The sequence below is a fragment of the Arthrobacter sp. LFS091 genome (genome assembly GCF_047977885.1).
Classification (GTDB): Bacteria; Actinomycetota; Actinomycetes; order Actinomycetales; family Micrococcaceae; genus Arthrobacter.
This window is the reverse complement of sequence record NZ_JBFPFP010000004.1, coordinates 106,510-124,628: the sequence shown is the minus strand read 5'-3', so window position 1 is coordinate 124,628 and position 18,119 is coordinate 106,510. Positions and strand designations below refer to the sequence as shown.

The following is an 18,119-nucleotide window of genomic DNA, read 5'->3' as shown; positions in this document are numbered from 1 at the left end:
GCGTTGCTGTGCTGGACATCACAGTTAATAAAGACTAACCTAAATTTCAGTTACGTGGCACTAACCGAAATGGCCTGTGGCCGGGAATGGAACAGGGGTCGATGGAGACAATCGCCAGCTTGACGGGAACCGCCAGCGGCACCTTCGAGGCCAACCACGAGGCGCAGCGCGCCCTGGTTGAGGAGTTGAAGAACCGCTTGGCAACAGCGGCATTGGGCGGGCCCGCAGCGTCCCGCGAACGCCATATCAAGAGGGGCAAGCTTCTCCCCAGGGAACGCATCGACTACTTGTTGGACGAGGGAAGCCCATTCCTGGAGATCGCACCCTTGGCCGCAAACGGGATGTACAACGACGATTCGCCCGGAGCCGGTGTCATTGCAGGCATTGGACTCGTTCATGGCCGCCACGTCCTGGTCATTTCCAACGACGCGACGGTCAAGGGCGGGACCTACTACCCGATGACTGTGAAAAAGCATCTCCGGGCCCAGGAGATCGCGCTGGAGAACAAGCTCCCGTGTATCTACCTGGTGGATTCAGGCGGGGCGTTCCTGCCCAAGCAGGATGAGGTCTTCCCCGACAAGGAGCATTTCGGCCGGATCTTCTACAACCAGGCCCGGATGTCCGCGGCCAAGATCCCACAGATCGCCTCCGTGATGGGTTCGTGCACCGCGGGTGGGGCCTACGTCCCGGCGATGAGTGACGAGACCGTGATTGTCCGCAACCAGGGGACCATCTTCCTTGGCGGCCCGCCCTTGGTTAAGGCAGCCATCGGCGAGATCGTCACGGCGGAAGAACTGGGCGGCGGTGAGGTGCATTCCCGGATTTCCGGGGTGACGGACCACCTGGCGGAGAACGACCAGCACGCACTTGAAATCGTCCGGGACATCGTGGCGACGTTGCCGAAGCCGGCACAGCCGGCGTGGGACGTGCTCGACGTCGTCCTGCCGCCTTTGGCCGAACAGGCGGAGCTTTACGGTGTGGTTCCCACAGACGTCAACGCCCAGTACGACGTCCGCGAAGTCATTGCCCGGCTGGTGGATGGCTCCGAGTTCCATGAATTCAAGAAGAACTACGGGACCACCCTGGTCACCGGGTTCGCGCATCTACATGGGCATCCGGTGGGCATCGTCGCCAACAATGGTGTCCTGTTCAGCGAGTCCTCACTCAAGGGCGCCCACTTCATTGAGCTCTGCGACCAGCGGGGAATCCCACTGATCTTCCTGCAGAACCTCTCCGGTTTCATGGTGGGCAAGGACTATGAGCAAGGTGGCATCGCCAAGAATGGCGCCAAAATGGTCACGGCGGTGGCAACGGCCCGCGTACCAAAACTGACCGTGGTTATAGGCGGTTCCTTTGGTGCCGGCAACTACTCCATGTGCGGCCGGGCGTACTCGCCGCGGTTCCTCTGGATGTGGCCCGCCGCCCGTATCTCCGTCATGGGCGGCAATCAGGCATCCAGCGTCCTGGCGACGGTCAAGAGGGACCAGTATGAGGCTGCCGGCCAGGAATGGTCCGCGGAAGACGAAGAGGCGTTCAAGGCGCCCATCAAGCAACAATACGAAGACCAGGGGAGTCCGTACTACTCCACCGCCCGGCTATGGGATGACGGCATTATCGATCCCGCCGATACACGCCGGGTCCTGGGCCTGGCGCTTGACGTCGTCTCCCGCCAACAACTGCCCGAGACCTCCTTCGGCCTCTTCAGGATGTGAACATGACCTTCCCGACGCCAACCAAAGCCCCGACCACAAGTCCAACCGCACCCCGCACCTTCAATACCGTCTTGGTCGCCAACCGGGGCGAGATTGCCTGCCGGGTCATCCGTACGCTGAAGGAGATGGGCATCCGCTCCGTCGCCGTGTATTCGGACGCCGACAAAGAGGCAAAGCACGTCACGCTCGCCGACACTGCCGTCGCCATCGGCGGCACGGCTCCCGCAGAGAGCTACCTCCGGATCGACGCCATCATCGAGGCGTGCCGTCGCAGTGGGGCCGATGCCGTCCACCCTGGTTACGGCTTCCTGTCAGAGAACGTGGAGTTCGCCAAAGCGCTGGACGCCGCGGGCATCACGTTCATCGGCCCGGGGATCGGTGCCATCGAGGTAATGGGTGACAAGATCCGCTCAAAGAACCATGTGATGGCCTACGACGTCCCGTGCGTGCCCGGGATCGCCAAACCCGGACTCACGGACCAGGAACTCATTAATGCTGCTCCGGAAGTGGGGTTTCCCCTCCTGATCAAGCCGTCAGCGGGCGGTGGCGGCAAGGGCATGCACGTGGTGGAGCGGTTGGAGGACATGCCCGCCACCCTCCTCACGGCGAGGCGCGTGGCTGCAGCTGCCTTTGGGGACGACACCCTCTTCCTCGAACGCCTCATCCGGGCTCCCAGGCACATTGAAGTGCAGGTCCTGGCGGACAACCATGGCAACGTCATCCACCTCGGCGAGCGCGAATGCTCGCTGCAACGCCGGCATCAAAAGGTCATCGAGGAAGCCCCGTCGGCGCTTTTCGACGCACTGCCTGACGGCCAGGCGCAGCGGGAGCGGATCGGTGAGGCTGCCTGCCAGGCGGCGCGGAGTGTCAACTACAGCGGCGCAGGCACGGTGGAGTTCCTGGTCTCGGATGAGCACCCGGACGAGTTTTTCTTCATGGAAATGAACACCCGGCTGCAAGTGGAGCACCCCGTCACGGAAATGGTCACCGGCGTCGACCTCGTTGAATGGCAGGTGCGGATCGCCGCCGGCGAGGTGCTAACCGTCGCGCAATCCGACGTCGTGCTTAACGGCCACGCCGTTGAGGCGCGTGTCTACGCCGAGGTGCCCGAGCGGAACTTCATGCCGTCGATGGGGCGTGTCGTGGCGCTGGCCGAGCAGGGTGCGGTCGATTCATCAGTGTCAGGAGTGCAGTACGGGCATGCCAACGTCCGGATCGACTCTGCCATGCGTGAGGGCTTGGAGATCACCGGCGACTACGACCCCATGCTTGCCAAAGTCATTGCCTGGGGCGAAGACCGCGCGGCGGCGCTGGCCACCCTCGATGCGGCCCTGGAGCGTTACACGCTGCTGGGTGTGGATACTAACGTCGAGTACCTGCGGCTGCTCATCAATGATTCCGAGGTCCACGCCGGGCATTTGGATACGGGGCTGATCGAGCGGAAACTCCCGTCCATGGCGTTCCGGCACGCTGGGCCGAGCGAACTGATCGCTGCCGCGCTCACGCTGTGGCTGGATCGCACCGGGCCGGCGCTCGCAGGCAACGCCTGGAAGGTTCCTGACGCTTGGCGGGTAGGCGCCCCTGCCGCCTGGACGGCGACGTTGGGTGTTTCGGGAGGTGCCATGGCGACGGTGTCCATCACCGAGGACGACGGTGCCCTCACGGCAAGGATCGACGGCGGCGACCCCGTCAACGCGATGGTGGTGGAACGCAGCGGCGACAGCATCGTCCTGGAGCTCGACGGCGGTGTCCTCACCTACGCGGTGGGCGTGGCGCCGGGCGCCGTCCCGGAGCTTTTCATGGGAAACGACGGCTGGTCTTGCCGCTTTGAGGTCCTTAACCGTGCCGAACGGCTGCGTCGGGTACTCGCCGGCATCCAGCGCGAAGAGGGTGCCGCGGACCCGGAGGTGCGCTCGCCGATGCCCGGAACCGTGGTGTCCGTGTCCGTGGCTGACGGCGACACCGTGGAAGAGGGCCAAGTGCTCCTGGCCGTCGAAGCCATGAAGATGGAACACCAACTGGTGGCCTCGGTCGCCGGAACCGTGCATCTGGGCAGCAAGCCCGGGGACTTGGTCAAAGCAGACCAGGTGCTCGCCACCATTCATATAGCTGCTGGCACAGATGAGGCCGGCACAGACCAGACCAGCACAGACAAGGAAGTCCAGCCATGAGCACCTTTGAACTCAACGAGGAATACCAGGACCTGAGCGACTCCGTCCGAGAGTTCGCCGACGAGGTGGTAGCCCCTGTCTCGGCAAAGCACGACGAAGAGCACAGCTTTCCCTATGAGGTAGTCAAGCAGATGGGGGAGATGGGGCTCTTCGGGCTGCCGTTCCCGGAAGAGTTCGGTGGCATGGGCGGAGACTACTTCGCCCTGGCGCTGGCTTTGGAGCAGCTGGGCCGAGTGGACCAATCCGTCGCCATCACCCTCGAAGCGGGTGTTTCCTTAGGGGCCATGCCCGTCTACCGCTTCGGCACGGATGCGCAAAAGGAACAGTGGCTCCCGGAGCTGGCTTCCGGGCGCTCCTTGGCTGGTTTTGGCTTGACGGAGCGCGAGGCTGGTTCTGATGCCGGGGGCACCAAAACCCACGCGCACACGGAGAACGGCGAGTGGGTTATCAACGGCAACAAGGAGTTCATCACCAACTCCGGTACGGACATCACCACTCTGGTCACGGTCACCGCCGTCACCGGCCAAAAAGAGAACGCGGACGGCAGCACCAAGAAGGAAATCTCCACCATCCTTGTGCCCACCGACACGCCAGGTTTCACCGCCGAAAAGCCGTACAACAAGGTGGGCTGGAACGCGTCCGACACGCACCCGCTCACCCTGGACAATGTCCGCGTCCCGGAAGCGAACCTGCTGGGCGAGCGCGGCCGCGGCTACGCGAACTTCCTCTCCATCCTGGACGAGGGACGCATCGCCATTGCTGCCCTCGCCACCGGCGCAGCCCAGGGTTGCGTGGACCTGTCCGTGAAATATGCCAAAGAACGCAGCGCTTTTGGGCAAAACATCGGGAAGTACCAGGCCATCCAGTTCAAGATCGCGCGGATGCAGGCCAGGGCCCACACAGCCCGCCTGGCGTATTACGACGCGGCCTCACGCATGCTGGCAGGCAAGCCGTTCAAGACCGAAGCGGCCATAGCTAAGATGGTCGCAGGCGAGGCAGCCATGGACAACGCGCGGGACGCCACGCAGGTGTTCGGCGGCTATGGCTTCATCAACGAATTCACGGTGGCACGCCATTACCGCGATTCCAAGATCCTTGAAATCGGGGAAGGCACCACCGAGGTCCAGTTGATGCTGATCGCCCGCGAGCTGGGTCTGTAACCGTACGGGAAGGATCAAGGATGATTGACAAGGTTGTTGCCAGCGCCGCTGAAGCGGTGCGGGACATCCCCGACGGCGCCTCGCTCGCCGTCGGCGGTTTTGGCCTGTGCGGTATTCCCGTGGCTTTGATCGATGCGCTCCACAGCCAAGGCACTAAGGCCCTGGAGACCGTGAGCAACAACTGCGGGGTGGATGACTGGGGTTTGGGCATCCTCCTCAAGGACGGCCGCATCCGACGCACCATCAGCTCATATGTTGGCGAGAACAAAGAGTTCGCCCGGCAATACCTGGCAGGGGAGTTGGAGGTAATCCTCACCCCGCAGGGCACGCTGGCTGAGAAGCTTCGCGCCGGCGGTGCCGGTATCCCGGCGTTCTTCACCAAAGCCGGTGTGGGAACCCAGGTGTCCGAAGGCGGACTTCCGCAAAAGTACGACGCCGACGGGAACGTTGCGATCGCTTCCTCGCCAAAGGAGGTGCGCACCTTCAATGGAGCCGATTACGTCCTGGAAGAATCGCTGACCCCGGATTTCGGCCTTGTCCATGCCTGGAAGGGCGACCGGCACGGCAATCTGGTGTTCCACGCGACGGCAATGAACTTCAATCCCCTGTGCGCGATGGCGGCCAGGACCACCATTGCCGAGGTGGAGGAACTCGTCGAACCCGGTGAACTGGACCCGGAACACATCCACACGCCAGGTATCTTCGTGCAGCGCGTGGTGGTGGCGCCGTCTACCGAAAAGCGGATCGAGAAGCGGACTGTCGCCTTGGGGGCACCAGCGTCCGACGGCACGAGAGAACAGGCAGGAGCCTAGCCATGGAATCGAACAGTCTCCAGGACATCCCGCCCCGTCCCGAAGCCGTGCGTCACGAGTACCGGCGGGCCGACGTCGAACATCACGAAGCCAAAGGCTGGACCCGCAACGAACTGGCCGCCCGCGTGGCCAAGGAACTGGTCAACGGCCAATACGTGAACCTGGGAATCGGGATGCCAACCCTGATCCCCAACTACATCCCCGACGGCGTGGAAGTCATCCTTCATTCGGAGAACGGCATCCTCGGTGTCGGTCCCTACCCTGCAGAGGACAGGGTGGACCCGGACCTCATCAACGCCGGCAAGGAGACCGTCACCACCAACGCGGGCGCGGCGTTTTTCGATTCGGCGTCGTCCTTCGGCATGATCCGCGGCGGGCATGTGGACGTTGCTGTCCTGGGCGCCATGGAAGTGGCAGCGAACGGCGACCTCGCCAACTGGATGGTCCCGGGCAAGATGGTTAAAGGGATGGGCGGCGCCATGGACCTGGTGTTCGGTGCCAAGAAGGTCATCGTGATGATGGAGCACGTGGACCGGAGCGGCAGGCCGAAGATCGTCCAAAGCTGCACCCTTCCGCTGACGGGCAAAGGCTGCGTGGACCGCATCATTACGGACCTCGCGGTGATTGACGTCGTCAAGGACGAAGGCGATCCGCGTTTGGTGCTGCGCGAACTGGCCCCGAACGTCAGTCTCGACGACGTCGTTGCCGCTACCGGGGCCGAGCTGTTTGAGGAAGACCAGGAGCTGACCGTATGACGCGGATCGTCGAGCAGCGTGGGCTCTACTTCGATGAGCTTGAAGAGGAAGTTGTCTACGCGCATAAGCCCGGGCGTACGGTCACCGAAACGGACAATGTCCTCTTCACCACCATGACCATGAACACGCAGGCACTGCATTTGGACGCCGCGTGGAGCGCAGGGCAGCCCTTCGGACAGCGGCTCATGAATTCCATGTTCACGCTGTCCACCATGGTGGGGCAGTCCGTCACGCAGCTGACGCAGGGCACCATCATTGCGCAGTTGGGGCTGACCGACGTCACCTTTCCGCACCCGCTGTACCACGGGGATACGCTGTACACGGAGACGGTGATCCTCGGAAAAAGGTTGTCGTCCTCCCGCCCCGGACAGGGCGTGGTGACCATGCAGCACACCGGCCGCAACCAGGACGGGACCGTGGTGGCATCGGCCACCCGTACCTGCCTCATGTGGACCAAGGAAGCGCACGCCGCACAGTCCTGACCTCCGCTTGACACCACCGCCCCCACACCCCAGCAGCGAGGTAATGCATGTCTTCTCCCTTCACCATGGGCCCGGCCCTTTTGTTCTGCCCGGCTGACCGGCCCGAGCGTTTCGGGAAGGCAGCCGACAGGTCCGATGCCGTGATCCTGGACCTGGAGGACGCGGTAGCTCCGGCCGACAAGCCCGGCGCCCGCAACGCGATCATCAGGCAGCCGGACGGGGAGCGCCTGGATCCGGCCAGAACCATCGTCCGCGTCAACCCTGTGGGCACGCCCGAGTTTGAGGCAGACCTTGAAGCCTTGGCCGCAACGCCGTACCGCACTGTGATGCTGGCCAAGGCGGAAAGCGCCGGGCAGCTCGCGGCGTTGGCGGGTTACCAGGTCATAGCGCTGTGTGAAACGGCCGCCGGAATCGTCAACGCTGCCGCGATCGCGGCGCAACCGAACGTCGTCGGCTTGATGTGGGGTGCCGAAGACCTGCTCGCCTCCCTGGGCGGCCTGTCCAGCAGGAACGACGACGGCGGGTACCGGGCTGTCGCGCTGCACTCCCGTTCCGCTGTGCTGCTTGCCGCCAAGGCTGCGGGCAAGGAAGCCATCGACTCCGTGTACGTGAACATCCCGGACCTTGATGGCCTGGGCGTGGAGTCCCGGGATGCGGTGGCCAGCGGGTTCGGTGCGAAGGCCTGCATCCACCCGAACCAGGTCGCCGTGGTCCGGGAAGCGTATGCCCCCGCACCCGAAGCAGTGGAGGCGGCCACTGAGTTGCTCGACGCAGCCGCAGCAGCCGGTACAGGGGTGTTCCAGTTCAAAGGGAAGATGATCGACGGTCCCATCCTCAAGCATGCCGAAGCGACGCTTCGCAGGGCTGGTCGCTAACGACGGGTCCGGCCCTTGTTCGCTGCACACACCGTTAAACGGCGGGGACAGCAAACAAGGGCCGGAATCGTGGGCGCTCCGCGTTCCCGGGGACCGGAATCGCAGGGCGCCGCAGCGCGCTAGGCGCGTACCGGCGTCGAGAGTTCCTCCAGTTCCACCGTGGCGGGCCGTGCGGCCGTGCTCTTGATGGCTACTGCCTGCCCACTGCGGGCAGATTCCAGCACCGACTCCATGACTTCCAAGGCATGGAAGGCCAACTGTCCACCGGCACGTGGTTCCTGTCCCGCCGGTGTGGCCGCGAGGTCGGCAATGCCAAAGCCCCGTCCCGAGTCCACATAGCCTGCCGATACCGGGAGCGTCTCCCAGTCCTCGGCGCCAAGCGCGAAAAGCTGTACGTCGCCGTCGAAGTAGTTGGGGTCGGGCACAACCAACGAACCTTTTTCGCCGTGGATTTCGATGTTGGGGCTCTTGGTCTTGACCGCGTCGAAGCTCATGAACAGCGTGGAAAGGGCCCCTGACGCATGGACCAGGACACCCGTGACGTGCGAGTCAATGGCTACGGGTACTTTTTGGCCTTCACGCGGCCCTGAGCCGATGGTCCGTTCGTCGCGGGTATGGCTGGCCGCGCCCACCACCGAAACCACGGGTCCGAGCAGCGTGACCAGCGCCGAGACGTAGTACGGGCCCATGTCAAGGAGGGGCCCACCGCCGGGCTGGTAATAGAAATCGGGGTTGGGATGCCACCGCTCGTGCCCGGGAGTCGCCATGGTCGCCGTGGCTGAGATGGGTGCGCCGATCAGCCCGTCGTCGATCGCCTTGCGGGCAGTCTGGATGCCAGTGCCCAACACGGTGTCCGGTGCGCAACCAAGCACCACCCCGGCAGCGGCTGCCGCGTCGAGTACTTCCCGGGCCTCCGTGGTGGTGGCTGCCAACGGCTTTTCGCCGTAGACGGACTTGCCGGCGGCGATGGCCTTCAACGCAATGTCGGCGTGTGCAGCGGGAATGGTCAGGTTGAGGACGAGCTCAACGTCATTGGCGGCCAGGAGCTCGTCCACAGTGAGGGCCCTGACGCCGTCGTAGGAGTCTGCCACGGCCTGCGCCCGGGCGGGATCGAGGTCGGCAACGGCTACCAGATTGATGGTGTCGAGCCGGCGGAAGTTGCTCAGGTACTGCGCGATGATGGCGCCGCAGCCAATGATTCCGACGTTTAGCGGCTTGCCCACAGCATGCCCCTTTCAATAATGGTGCGGACGTTGCTGTCCTGGAGGATTTCCACGCGGTGGCCGGGGGTGCAGACAAAGATCCTGCCCTTGCCCCATTGACGGGTCCAGATTGCCGGCGAAGTTACTTCACGGTTCCACGGATCCCACTCCCGCACTTTCTGGGTGGTGGTAGCAAGGACGTCGATGTAGTCGTCGGACAGGACCCAGTACTGCTCCGTGACGAGATCGAAATCCCCGATGCCCTTGGTGATGGGGTGTTCGGCGGCCGCTGGAAGCATGTTCACCGTGTAGGGGACGTAGTTGTCGGACTGTTCGCCCGACAGCTCGTCAGGATGCTTACCCGGGTGGCAGGCAAACTGGCCGCCGATCAGGTGCAGGTAATCCGAGTTGTTGCGGTAGGAATCGGCGATGCCTCCGTGCCAGCCCGCGAGTCCCGTGCCGTTCTCGACGGCCGTGCGGAGCCCCTCGAACTCATCCTTCTCAATGGTGGTCATGGTCATGCACTGGACGATCAGGTCGACGCCCGCCATGTAGTCGGGATCAGCATAGATCTTGGGGGATTCCTCCACCCGGACGTCGTAGCCGTTCTCCCGCAGGTAGGGAATGAACAGCTCTGTGGCTTCCACCGGCTGGTGTCCGTCCCAGCCGCCGCGAACCACCAGCGCTGTCTTGTTGTTGCTTGTCATGGTTTCCTTCGATTTCGGGGCGTTGTGTCGTTGAGTCGGGTGTGGTGCTGTCAGCGCGTAGCAAACGCAGCATCGAAAGCTGCCGCCGGGGGCCGTATGGCGGCCAGCCGACGAACCATGTCCAGCGCCTGGGGAGCGCCGATCAGCCGGTCCATTCCGGCGTCCTCCCATTCGATGCTGGTGGGTCCTTCGTAGCCAATGGCATTGAGCGTCCGGAAGATCGGCTCCCAGTTAACGTCCCCGTGCCCGGCAGTGACGAAGTCCCATCCGCGCCGTGGATCAGCCCACGGCAGGTGGGATCCAAGGCGCCCGTTGCGCCCGTTGAGTTGCCGGACGGATTCCTTGACATGGACATGGAAGATCTTGTCCGCAAAGTCCTGGAGGAACATCACGGGGTCCAGGTCCTGCCACAGGAAGTGGGAGGGATCGAAGTTCAGTCCAAATCCTTCCCTGTGTCCGATCGCGTCGAGTGCGCGCTTCGCAGTCCAGTAGTCATAGGCAATCTCGGAAGGGTGGACTTCCAACGCGAAACGGACGCCAACCTCATCGAACACATCCATGATGGGATTCCAGCGGTCGGCGAAGTCCTGGTAGCCGCGTTCAATCATGGCCTCAGAGGCCGGGGGAAACATCGCCACGCATTTCCAGATGGACGAGCCCGTGAACCCCGTGACCGTTTTGACCCCCAGCCTTGCCGCGGCGCGTGCTGTGGTCTTCATGGTTTCGGCCGCACGTTGCCGCACGCCTTCCGCCTCGCCGTCGCCCCAAACCGCCGGCGCAAGGATGTCCCTGTGCCGCTCGTCGATGGGGTCGTCGCACACTGCTTGTCCGGCCAGGTGGTTGGCGATGGCGTGCACGGTGAGGTGGTGCTTATCCAGGACGTCCAGTTTTGCCTGCAGGTAGGCATCATCCTCGACAATGCGCTGTGGATCCAGATGGTCGCCCCAACAAGCGATCTCCAAACCGTCAAAGCCCCACTCTCCAGCCAGCCTCGCCACGTCCTCGAAAGGCAGGTCGGCCCACTGTCCGGTGAAGAGGGTGATGGGTCGGTTCATCATGTTCCTTTCAGACGTTCTGCCAGCGGCTTGAGTTGTCCGCGCTCGCCTCGACTGCGGCAAGCACCTTTTGTACCTGCAAAGCATCAGCGAACGACGGCGACGGCTGCTCGCCCGCGCCGATGGCCGTCACGAGGTCCACTACCTGGTGTGTAAACCCGTGCTCGTAACCCAGACCGTGGCCGGTTGGCCACCAGTTGGCGGTGTAGGGATGGGAGGGCTCGGTGACCATGATCTTCCGGAAACCCGCATCGGGTTCCAGGGCAGCATCGTAGAAGTGCAGGGAGTTCATGTCCTCGAAATCGAAGGCCACCGAACCCTTGGTGCCGTTGAGCTCCAGGCGCATTGCGTTCTTGCGTCCCAAAGCGAACCGGGTGGCCTCGAAGATGCCGATAGGGCCGGCGGCAGCACCGCCGTCGTGCTTTGACTCGAAACGGGCGGTGAACAGCGCTGCGTCGTCCACGGTGACCGGACCACGCGGGCTGTCGGAACCGCCACGGCCGCCAAGACCCACGAAGTCTCCGCCCACGGGCCGTTCTTTCACGAACGTTTCCAGGAGCGCAGAGACGCCGGTGACATTCAGGCCGGTGATCCACTGGGCGGCGTCGATGCTGTGCGCACCGATGTCCCCCAGCGAACCGGACCCCGACTTTGACTTGTCCAGCCGCCAGGTCAACGGCGCGTCCGCGTCGCTGAGCCAATCCTGCAGATACTGCGCTCGCACATGCCGGATGTCGCCCAGGCGCCCGTCATCCACCATCCGCTTTGCCAGGGCCAGTGCAGGGGTCCGGCGGTAGCTGAAGCCGCACATGGACAGCACGCCCCGCTCGGCTGCGGCCTGGGCCACGGCGGTCATCTTCTCGGCCTCTTCCACGGTGTTGGCAAGGGGCTTTTCGCAGAGGACGTGCTTGCCGGCCTCAAGGGCGGCGATGGCGATCTCGGCGTGGGTGTTGCCCGGTGTGCAGATATCGATGAGGTCGATGTCGTCCCGTTCGATCAGCCGGCGCCAATCGGTCTCCACGCTGTTCCAACCGTATTTGTGGGCGGCTACGCGGACGCCGTCGGCATTCCTGCCGGCCACTGCCGTGAGTTCAGGGACCAGGGGCAAGTCGAAGAACCGCGGTGCCGTACGCCAGGCGTGGGAGTGCGCTGCACCCATGAATGCATAGCCGACCATGCCCACCCGCAGTGGTTTCGTTTCAGTCATGACGGGATCCTTTCTGCTGGCAGACGCCAGTCACTTGCTGAAGCCTGCGGTCAGGCCGCTGAGCAGTTGGCGGCGTGCCACCACATAGACCACAAGCAACGGCAGGGTAGCGAGGACGACGGATGCGAGTACCGCAGGAATGTTGACGCTGAACTCGCCCTGGAACGTCCACAGCGACAGGGGCAGGACCCGGGTATCAGGGCTCTGCGTGAGGATCAGCGGAAACAGGAATCCATTCCATACGTTGAGCGCGTTGTAAATCCCGACGGTGATGACGGCGGGCTTGGTCATCGGCAAAGCGAGCCGCCACAGCATGGCCCAGTCAGAGCAGCCATCCAGGCGCATCGACTCGAACAACTCGTTGGGTACGTCCCGCAGGAAGTTGGAAAGGATCAGCACGGAGATCGGAATCGCGAAGGCAATGGACGGCAGGATCAAGGCCAACAAAGTGTCGTACATGTGGGCTTTGGTGATCATCCAATAGATGGGGATGATCGTGGCGTGAAGCGGGATGGCCAGGCCCAGCAGGAAGATGTTGTTGGTCAGGCCGAGGAATTTACCCCTGCCCCGGACGATTGCGTACGCCGCCATGAAGGAAACCAACAGAGCCGGAATAACACTGCCCAGCGTGACGATCAGGCTGTTGGCGAAGTACTTGGCGAAGTCGTTTTCCAGTACCAGTTTGTAATTGTCCAGGGTCGGTTCGGAGGGCGGCAGCATCGGGTTGGACGTAAAGAAGCCTGCTTGGTTCTTCAAGCTGGTGATGACCACGTAGTAGACCGGCACAATGATCATGGCCAGCCAGGCCCAGCCGCCCAGTCCGCCCAGGATGTTGGGCCGCGACCTGCCGGTCTGTGGAGTCCGACGGCGGGTAGCGGCCGGCTTCGGCGGTGCTGCCGGTGACGTGGGGAGCTGTGTGGTGGAAGCCATTACGCACCTTCCAATTGGCTGGCATTGCGGTTCTTGCCGCCGAGTCGTTGGAGGAACAGCGCCAACGCCAGGCCGATGACCACGAGGATCACTCCCAGGGCGCTCGCCGCTCCCATGTCATTGGCTTTGAAGCCGGTGAGGTACATGTGCAGCGGAAGCAACCGGGTGGAATAGCCCGGGCCGCCGGCAGTGAGGACGAAGACCAGGTCGAAGTAAGCCAGGGAACCAACCACCATCAGGGTGGACGAGGTGATGATCGTGTACTTCAACTGGGGGAGGGTGATGTTGAAGAACTGCTGGACCCTCCCGGCACCATCGATCTGCGCCGCTTCGTACAGCGACGTGGGTATCTGCCTGACGCCGCCTTGGTAGATCAGGGTGTGGAACGGCACGAATTGCCAGGCGATCACGAAGACCACCACGAACAGCACCAGGTCCGAGTTGCCCAGCCAGTCCTGGGCCAGGAACGGCAGGCCCAAGCCAGGGCCCAGGCCGAAGTTCGGATCCAGGAGCGCTTTGAAGGCGATGGCGACAGCCGCGGAGGAAAGGAGGAGCGGCACAAAGTAGAGCACTGCCAACGCGGCGCGGTACTTCTGGCTGGCAGCGGTGAAGACGCCCAGCAGGAGGCTGATGGGGGCCTGGACGACGAACGAGAAGAACATGATCTTGGCCGTCACCAGCAGGGCATTTCCTGTAACAGGGTCGCTCAGGACTGTTTGCCAGCTGGAGAGTCCGTCGAGCTTGATTTCGCCAAGCCCGTCCCAGCGGGTGAAGCTCAGGAAAAGGACGCCCAGGAGGGGAAGAATCGCGAACAGCGTGAAGAAAGCGAGGGCCGGGACTGCCAGCCACCCCGACGGACCCTTTTCGAGGGTCCGCCGGGAGGTCTGCTCCCGGGTAGCAGCAGTAGTGGTTGACACCGGATTACTTCCCGATCGTCGCGTTCATGGCTGAGGCGAACTGCTCGGGCGTGATCTTCTTCAGGAAAATCTGGTCAAGGTTCGCCAGCATCGCATCGCCCTGCGCCGGGCTGAGTGCCTGGTCCCAGGACAGCGTGAAATCAGGGGCGTCCTTGGCCATGCCGTAGACGTACGTCAGGAAGTCCTTGTCCGGCGACGCAGCAAGCTTGTCTTCGATGCCCGTGACCACAGGAACGGCGCCGGAGTCGATCAGGGCCTTGACGTTGTCGTCATTGAACATTCCGTCCTTGACGTAGCTCAGCGCTGTCTTCTTTTGTTCCTCGGTTGCCTTTGAGGAAACCGACCAGAAGTTGGAAGGGTTTCCCACGACGTTTGCCGGGTTTCCCTTACCGCCGTCGATGGTGGGGAAGGGGGTGTAACCGAGCTTGCCGCTCTTGACGAAATCGGCGGCGTCTTTCTTCATGCCCTGGTAGATCCAGCTGCCCTGCAGGATCAGGGCTGCCTTGCCGGTGTAAAGAAGGGCCTGGTCGGCGTTGCTGTCAGCTGCAATGGAGGAGAAGCCGTTGATGAAGCCACCGGCATCCACCAGTTCCTGGATCCTGGTCAACGCTTCAATGACGGCAGGGTCGGACCATGCATCAGGCTTGTTGGCTGCGATCTTGGCGAAGACTTCGGGTCCACCGATACGGTCCACGAGGTATTCGAGCCACATGAGGTCCGGCCATTTCGACTGCCCGCCCAGCGAGAACGGAGCTACGCCCGCGGCTTTGAACTTGGGCACCAGGGCCATGAGTTCATCCCAGGTCTTGGGCGCTTCGGCGCCGATCTTGTCGAAGACTTCCTTGTTGTAATAGAGGACCACCGGCTGCACTTTGTTGTTGGGCAGCGCGTAGGTCTTGCCATCGATGACGCCACTTTCCAGGATCGACGGGAGATAGCGGCTCTGGACGTCGGGGTTCTCTTTGAGGAATCCTGTCAGGTCATCCACCTGGCCGGCGTCGACGTAGGACTTAAGGACACCGCCTCCCCAGCCATACACCAGTGTGGGGCCCTGTCCCGCGCCTACGGCCGTACGGACCTTGGTCTTGTAGGCATCGTTGGCGAAGAAGTCGAGCTTGATGGAGGAATCGGGGTGCGCCTTGTTCCAGGAGTCCACGGAGGCCTGGAAGACCGGTTGGTCACCGCCCGTCAGGCCCCACATGGTGGCAGAACCCGCGGAAGCTCCCGTTCCGGCGGGGCCTGAGGAGCCGCAGGCTGCGAGCGAGATCGACAAGACGGCTGCCGAGACCGCCATTCCGGCGGTGCGCAACTTCAGATTATTCATGTGCTGTTTCCATTCGTCCTACGGGCTCGACGCTGATGGCCCGGCTGCTCGTATAAAAAGCCGCACTCTGCGGGGAGGGATCAACTTCGATCGCCAGTTACCCTGAAAGCTTTTCGAAATGTTTCGGAAGTTCTTTCGAAAGTGCCCACCAAATTTAGCCGTGAGCTATGTCACCGTCAAGGGTGTCCGTCAAGAATCTTTCCCGCCATAGCTTCACGATTGACGCCGAGGCCGATGCTGCTGCACACTAAAGCAACACCGAAACTTTTCGAAAGCAGACTTTTATGGCCCCCGAAGACCAACCGTCAAAAATGACGCTTTCCGCTGTGGCCCAAGAGGTTGGAGTGTCGGTCCCCACGGTCTCCAAAGTGGTAAACGGACGGGCCGACGTGGCCCAGGGAACCCGCACGCGGGTCCTGGAGGCGCTCCAGCGGACTGGCTATAAGACGCCGCTCCAACGCAAAGGCAAACCCGTGCAACGAACAGTGGAAGCAGTCTTCGACTCGTTGAATTCCGCCTACAACATGGAGATCCTCAACGGCGTCATGGAGCAGGCCAACGTCTCCGGCATGGAAGTGGTGCTCTCGGTGACGGGCCTGCAGGCTCCGCCGTCCCTGGGGCCCGAGGAGCGGGCGCAGCGCATGATTGACGAAGGACGCAGCGGAATGATCGTGGTCACCTCGGCCTTCGGGGCAACGCAGCTCGAAGCATTCCAACGCCGCCAGATCCCGATCGTGGTGATCGACCCCCTCAACCCGCCACCGTCGAACCTGTTCAGCGTGGGCGCCAGCAACTGGGCAGGCGGCAAAGCAGCCGCCATGCACCTCCTCGAACTCGGGCACCGCCGGATCGCGTTCATCGGCGGTCCCGACACCGCCGAGTGCAGTCAGGCCCGCCTCCATGGCTACATGGCTGCCCTCATGGCCGAAGGCATCACTGTGGAACACGAGTATGTCTCGGCCGGGAAGTTCCGGCCGGAGAACGGTGCCGCCGCCTTCAAGGCGCTGCTGGCTTTGGAGGATCCGCCCACCGCGATCTTCGCCGGCAGCGACAGTATCGCTTTGGGCGTCTTGGCTGAGGCGCGGCGTCAGGACGTGCGGATTCCGGAGGAGATGAGCCTGGTGGGCTTCGATGGGACCTACCAGGCGGAGGAGTCCATCCCACCCTTGACGTCGGTGAGCCAGCCGCTGCAGGAAATAGGCCGATCAGCCTTGAACTTCATCCTCCGCCAAATGCAGGGGGAAGAAATCGACTCCAGAAGGGTGGAACTGGCAACCCACCTCGTTGTTCGCGAGTCCACTGCGCCGCCGCGCGCAACAGCGCTACGCTAGGTCCCGTCGTCGTGGGTTCAGCTGCAGTGGCGGGATGGCCTCATACAGCAGCACCCGCACCCAACGGTCCCCGGTTTCGCGGAACTCCGCGCGACTGGCGAAGCGGTAAAGGTAGCTTCGCGCCCGGACCCACCGCGGGCGGCCGCCGTCGAACGGATCCCGTCGAAGCAGGTTGAGGGTGGGCTTGTCGGCCTCCAGTAGCCTGTCCAGGAAAGCGTAGAACCAGTCCTCATGGACGGTCCGCAGCGGCAGGAACCACATGAGCCAGTCCAAGCGAAGGTGGTACGGGGCCCATTGCCGCGGGAGCCGCCGGAGTTCCCCGGGCTTGCCCTTGAAACCGTACTCCAGCCAGTTCTCGTCAGGTGCGTCCGGCTCCTCAGCCATGGTGCCTTCCACCACGATCTCGATCCGCTGCTTCGTGACCGTCCCGAACGCGCCATAGGCGTTGACCAGCCGCCAGCGGTTGAAGCTGGCATTCATCAGTTGGTGGCGGGAGAACAAGTTGAGCAGTGGGCGGTAGCTCAGCACCAGCAGCAGCGCCGTAACAAGCACGACGACGGCGAGCCACCACAACGGGGTTTCGGCACCTGGGTGCCACTCCAGCGGGATGGACGGAAAGACGGAGTGTGCCACAGGATCGCTCACGGCGGCGAAGGCCAAGACGATCGCCACCCAGTTCAGCCACGCGAAATTCCCGCTCGCCACCAGCCAGAGCTGGGTCACGATGATGATGCCCGCCGCAACGCTGGCCAGGGGCTGCGGAGCGAACAGGAAGAACGGGACCACGAGCTGCGCAAAATGGTTGCCCAGCACCTCGAGCCTGTGGAGGGGCCGCGGCATCAGGTGTGCCTGCCTGCTGAGCGGGCCAGGCATCGGTTGGGTCTCATGGTGGTAGAACATCGCGGTCATGTCCCGCCATTCACGACCCCCGCGGATCTTGATCATCCCGGCGCCGAACTCAAGCCGGAAGACCAGCCAGATGATCATGACCAGGACAGGGGTGGGCGGCGGTGTCTGGTCCGAACCCAGGAAAGCCACGATGAACCCGGCCTCGAGGAGCAGGATCTCCCAGCCGAAACCGTAGAACGTCTGGCCGACGTTGACAATCGACATGTAGAGCAGCCACAGGACGAGGAATGCCAGCAGCGGGAGCCACGGCGGCCCGGCCTGGGGGAGCCCCAAAACCAGCAGGGCCGCAACGGCCATGCCCGCCACGCAGACGATCCGGAGGAGGCCGTCCGAGTAGCGCCACCGAAAGAGGGTGGGCCGTGCCAGGCGGCGGGCCACTTCCATGAACTCCGGCACGGGAAGCAATCCATGCTCGCCCAGAAGGGCAGGAAATTGATTCAGCGTGGAGAGAAAAGCAACGAAGTACAGCCCGGCCGTGCCACGCTGCAGCACCTGCCGCGCGAACTCGTAATCCCAGGCATCAAGCCAGGACAGCCACTCCACGGTTCCACGGTACGCCCGGCCGGCGGT

Annotated in this window: 16 protein-coding genes; 8 read left to right on the top strand and 8 right to left on the bottom strand. The window is 63.2% G+C overall.

Annotated features, from left to right (window positions below; all coding sequences use genetic code 11):
* The first annotated feature begins 101 nt into the window (after positions 1 to 101).
* Genes ACNQOP_RS08805 through ACNQOP_RS08775 form a run of 7 tightly spaced genes read left to right on the top strand, consistent with a single transcriptional unit; the run spans position 102 to position 7,967 of the window.
* The gene (locus tag ACNQOP_RS08805; RefSeq protein WP_416404198.1) at positions 102 to 1,712 is read left to right on the top strand and encodes a carboxyl transferase domain-containing protein; all 1,611 of its coding nucleotides are present in this window, start codon (positions 102 to 104) and stop codon (positions 1,710 to 1,712) included.
* A gap of 2 nt (positions 1,713 to 1,714) precedes the next feature.
* Complete coding sequence (locus ACNQOP_RS08800; protein ID WP_416404197.1) at positions 1,715 to 3,883, top strand: acetyl/propionyl/methylcrotonyl-CoA carboxylase subunit alpha; 2,169 nt, start codon at positions 1,715 to 1,717, stop codon at positions 3,881 to 3,883.
* Positions 3,880 to 5,043 (top strand): acyl-CoA dehydrogenase family protein, encoded by a 1,164-nt coding sequence (locus tag ACNQOP_RS08795; RefSeq protein WP_211711802.1) that lies wholly within the window; start codon positions 3,880 to 3,882, stop codon positions 5,041 to 5,043. The genes ACNQOP_RS08800 and ACNQOP_RS08795 overlap by 4 nt, the downstream gene beginning before the upstream one ends.
* A 20-nt stretch (positions 5,044 to 5,063) precedes the next feature.
* A complete protein-coding gene (locus tag ACNQOP_RS08790; protein ID WP_416404196.1) occupies positions 5,064 to 5,855 on the top strand; it encodes a CoA transferase subunit A in 792 nt (263 codons plus the stop codon).
* Between the two features lie 2 nt (positions 5,856 to 5,857).
* A complete protein-coding gene (locus ACNQOP_RS08785; protein ID WP_416404194.1) occupies positions 5,858 to 6,610 on the top strand; it encodes a CoA transferase subunit B in 753 nt (250 codons plus the stop codon).
* Positions 6,607 to 7,092, top strand: coding sequence for a MaoC family dehydratase (locus tag ACNQOP_RS08780; RefSeq protein WP_416404193.1), 486 nt, complete (start codon positions 6,607 to 6,609; stop codon positions 7,090 to 7,092). Before ACNQOP_RS08785 ends, ACNQOP_RS08780 begins: the two co-directional genes overlap by 4 nt.
* Positions 7,093 to 7,139: 47 nt before the next feature.
* A complete protein-coding gene (locus tag ACNQOP_RS08775) occupies positions 7,140 to 7,967 on the top strand; it encodes an HpcH/HpaI aldolase/citrate lyase family protein (RefSeq protein ID WP_416404191.1) in 828 nt (275 codons plus the stop codon).
* Between the two features lie 119 nt (positions 7,968 to 8,086).
* On the opposite strand, the gene ACNQOP_RS08770 is transcribed toward ACNQOP_RS08775, so the two are convergent.
* Genes ACNQOP_RS08770 through ACNQOP_RS08740 form a run of 7 tightly spaced genes read right to left on the bottom strand, consistent with a single transcriptional unit; the run spans position 8,087 to position 15,309 of the window.
* A complete protein-coding gene (locus ACNQOP_RS08770) occupies positions 8,087 to 9,190 on the bottom strand; it encodes a Gfo/Idh/MocA family protein (RefSeq protein ID WP_416404188.1) in 1,104 nt (367 codons plus the stop codon).
* Positions 9,175 to 9,876, bottom strand: a complete 702-nt coding sequence (locus ACNQOP_RS08765) for a ThuA domain-containing protein (protein WP_257371156.1) — start codon at positions 9,874 to 9,876, stop codon at positions 9,175 to 9,177. Before ACNQOP_RS08765 ends, ACNQOP_RS08770 begins: the two co-directional genes overlap by 16 nt.
* 50 nt (positions 9,877 to 9,926) lie before the next feature.
* Entirely contained in the window at positions 9,927 to 10,931 is a 1,005-nt protein-coding gene (locus ACNQOP_RS08760) for a sugar phosphate isomerase/epimerase family protein (protein ID WP_416404393.1), read from the bottom strand.
* Between the two features lie 10 nt (positions 10,932 to 10,941).
* Entirely contained in the window at positions 10,942 to 12,138 is a 1,197-nt protein-coding gene (locus ACNQOP_RS08755; protein WP_257371154.1) for a Gfo/Idh/MocA family protein, read from the bottom strand.
* A 30-nt stretch (positions 12,139 to 12,168) separates the two neighbouring features.
* A complete protein-coding gene (locus tag ACNQOP_RS08750) occupies positions 12,169 to 13,068 on the bottom strand; it encodes a carbohydrate ABC transporter permease (RefSeq protein WP_416404186.1) in 900 nt (299 codons plus the stop codon).
* Entirely contained in the window at positions 13,068 to 13,985 is a 918-nt protein-coding gene (locus tag ACNQOP_RS08745) for a carbohydrate ABC transporter permease (RefSeq protein ID WP_416404185.1), read from the bottom strand. Before ACNQOP_RS08745 ends, ACNQOP_RS08750 begins: the two co-directional genes overlap by 1 nt.
* Positions 13,986 to 13,989: 4 nt before the next feature.
* Entirely contained in the window at positions 13,990 to 15,309 is a 1,320-nt protein-coding gene (locus tag ACNQOP_RS08740) for an ABC transporter substrate-binding protein (protein ID WP_416404183.1), read from the bottom strand.
* 284 nt (positions 15,310 to 15,593) lie between these two features.
* Here ACNQOP_RS08740 and ACNQOP_RS08735 point away from each other — a divergent pair, with 284 nt between their 5' ends.
* Positions 15,594 to 16,640: a LacI family DNA-binding transcriptional regulator gene (locus ACNQOP_RS08735; RefSeq protein ID WP_284987761.1), complete on the top strand. Its 1,047-nt coding sequence runs from the start codon at positions 15,594 to 15,596 to the stop codon at positions 16,638 to 16,640.
* Here the strand turns inward: ACNQOP_RS08735 and ACNQOP_RS08730 are convergent.
* Positions 16,632 to 18,092 carry a lipase maturation factor family protein gene (locus ACNQOP_RS08730; RefSeq protein WP_416404181.1) on the bottom strand — a complete coding sequence of 487 codons (1,461 nt, stop codon included), beginning with the start codon at positions 18,090 to 18,092 and terminating at the stop codon, positions 16,632 to 16,634. The two genes, ACNQOP_RS08735 and ACNQOP_RS08730, sit on opposite strands and share 9 nt — an antisense overlap.
* Positions 18,093 to 18,119 lie beyond the last annotated feature (27 nt).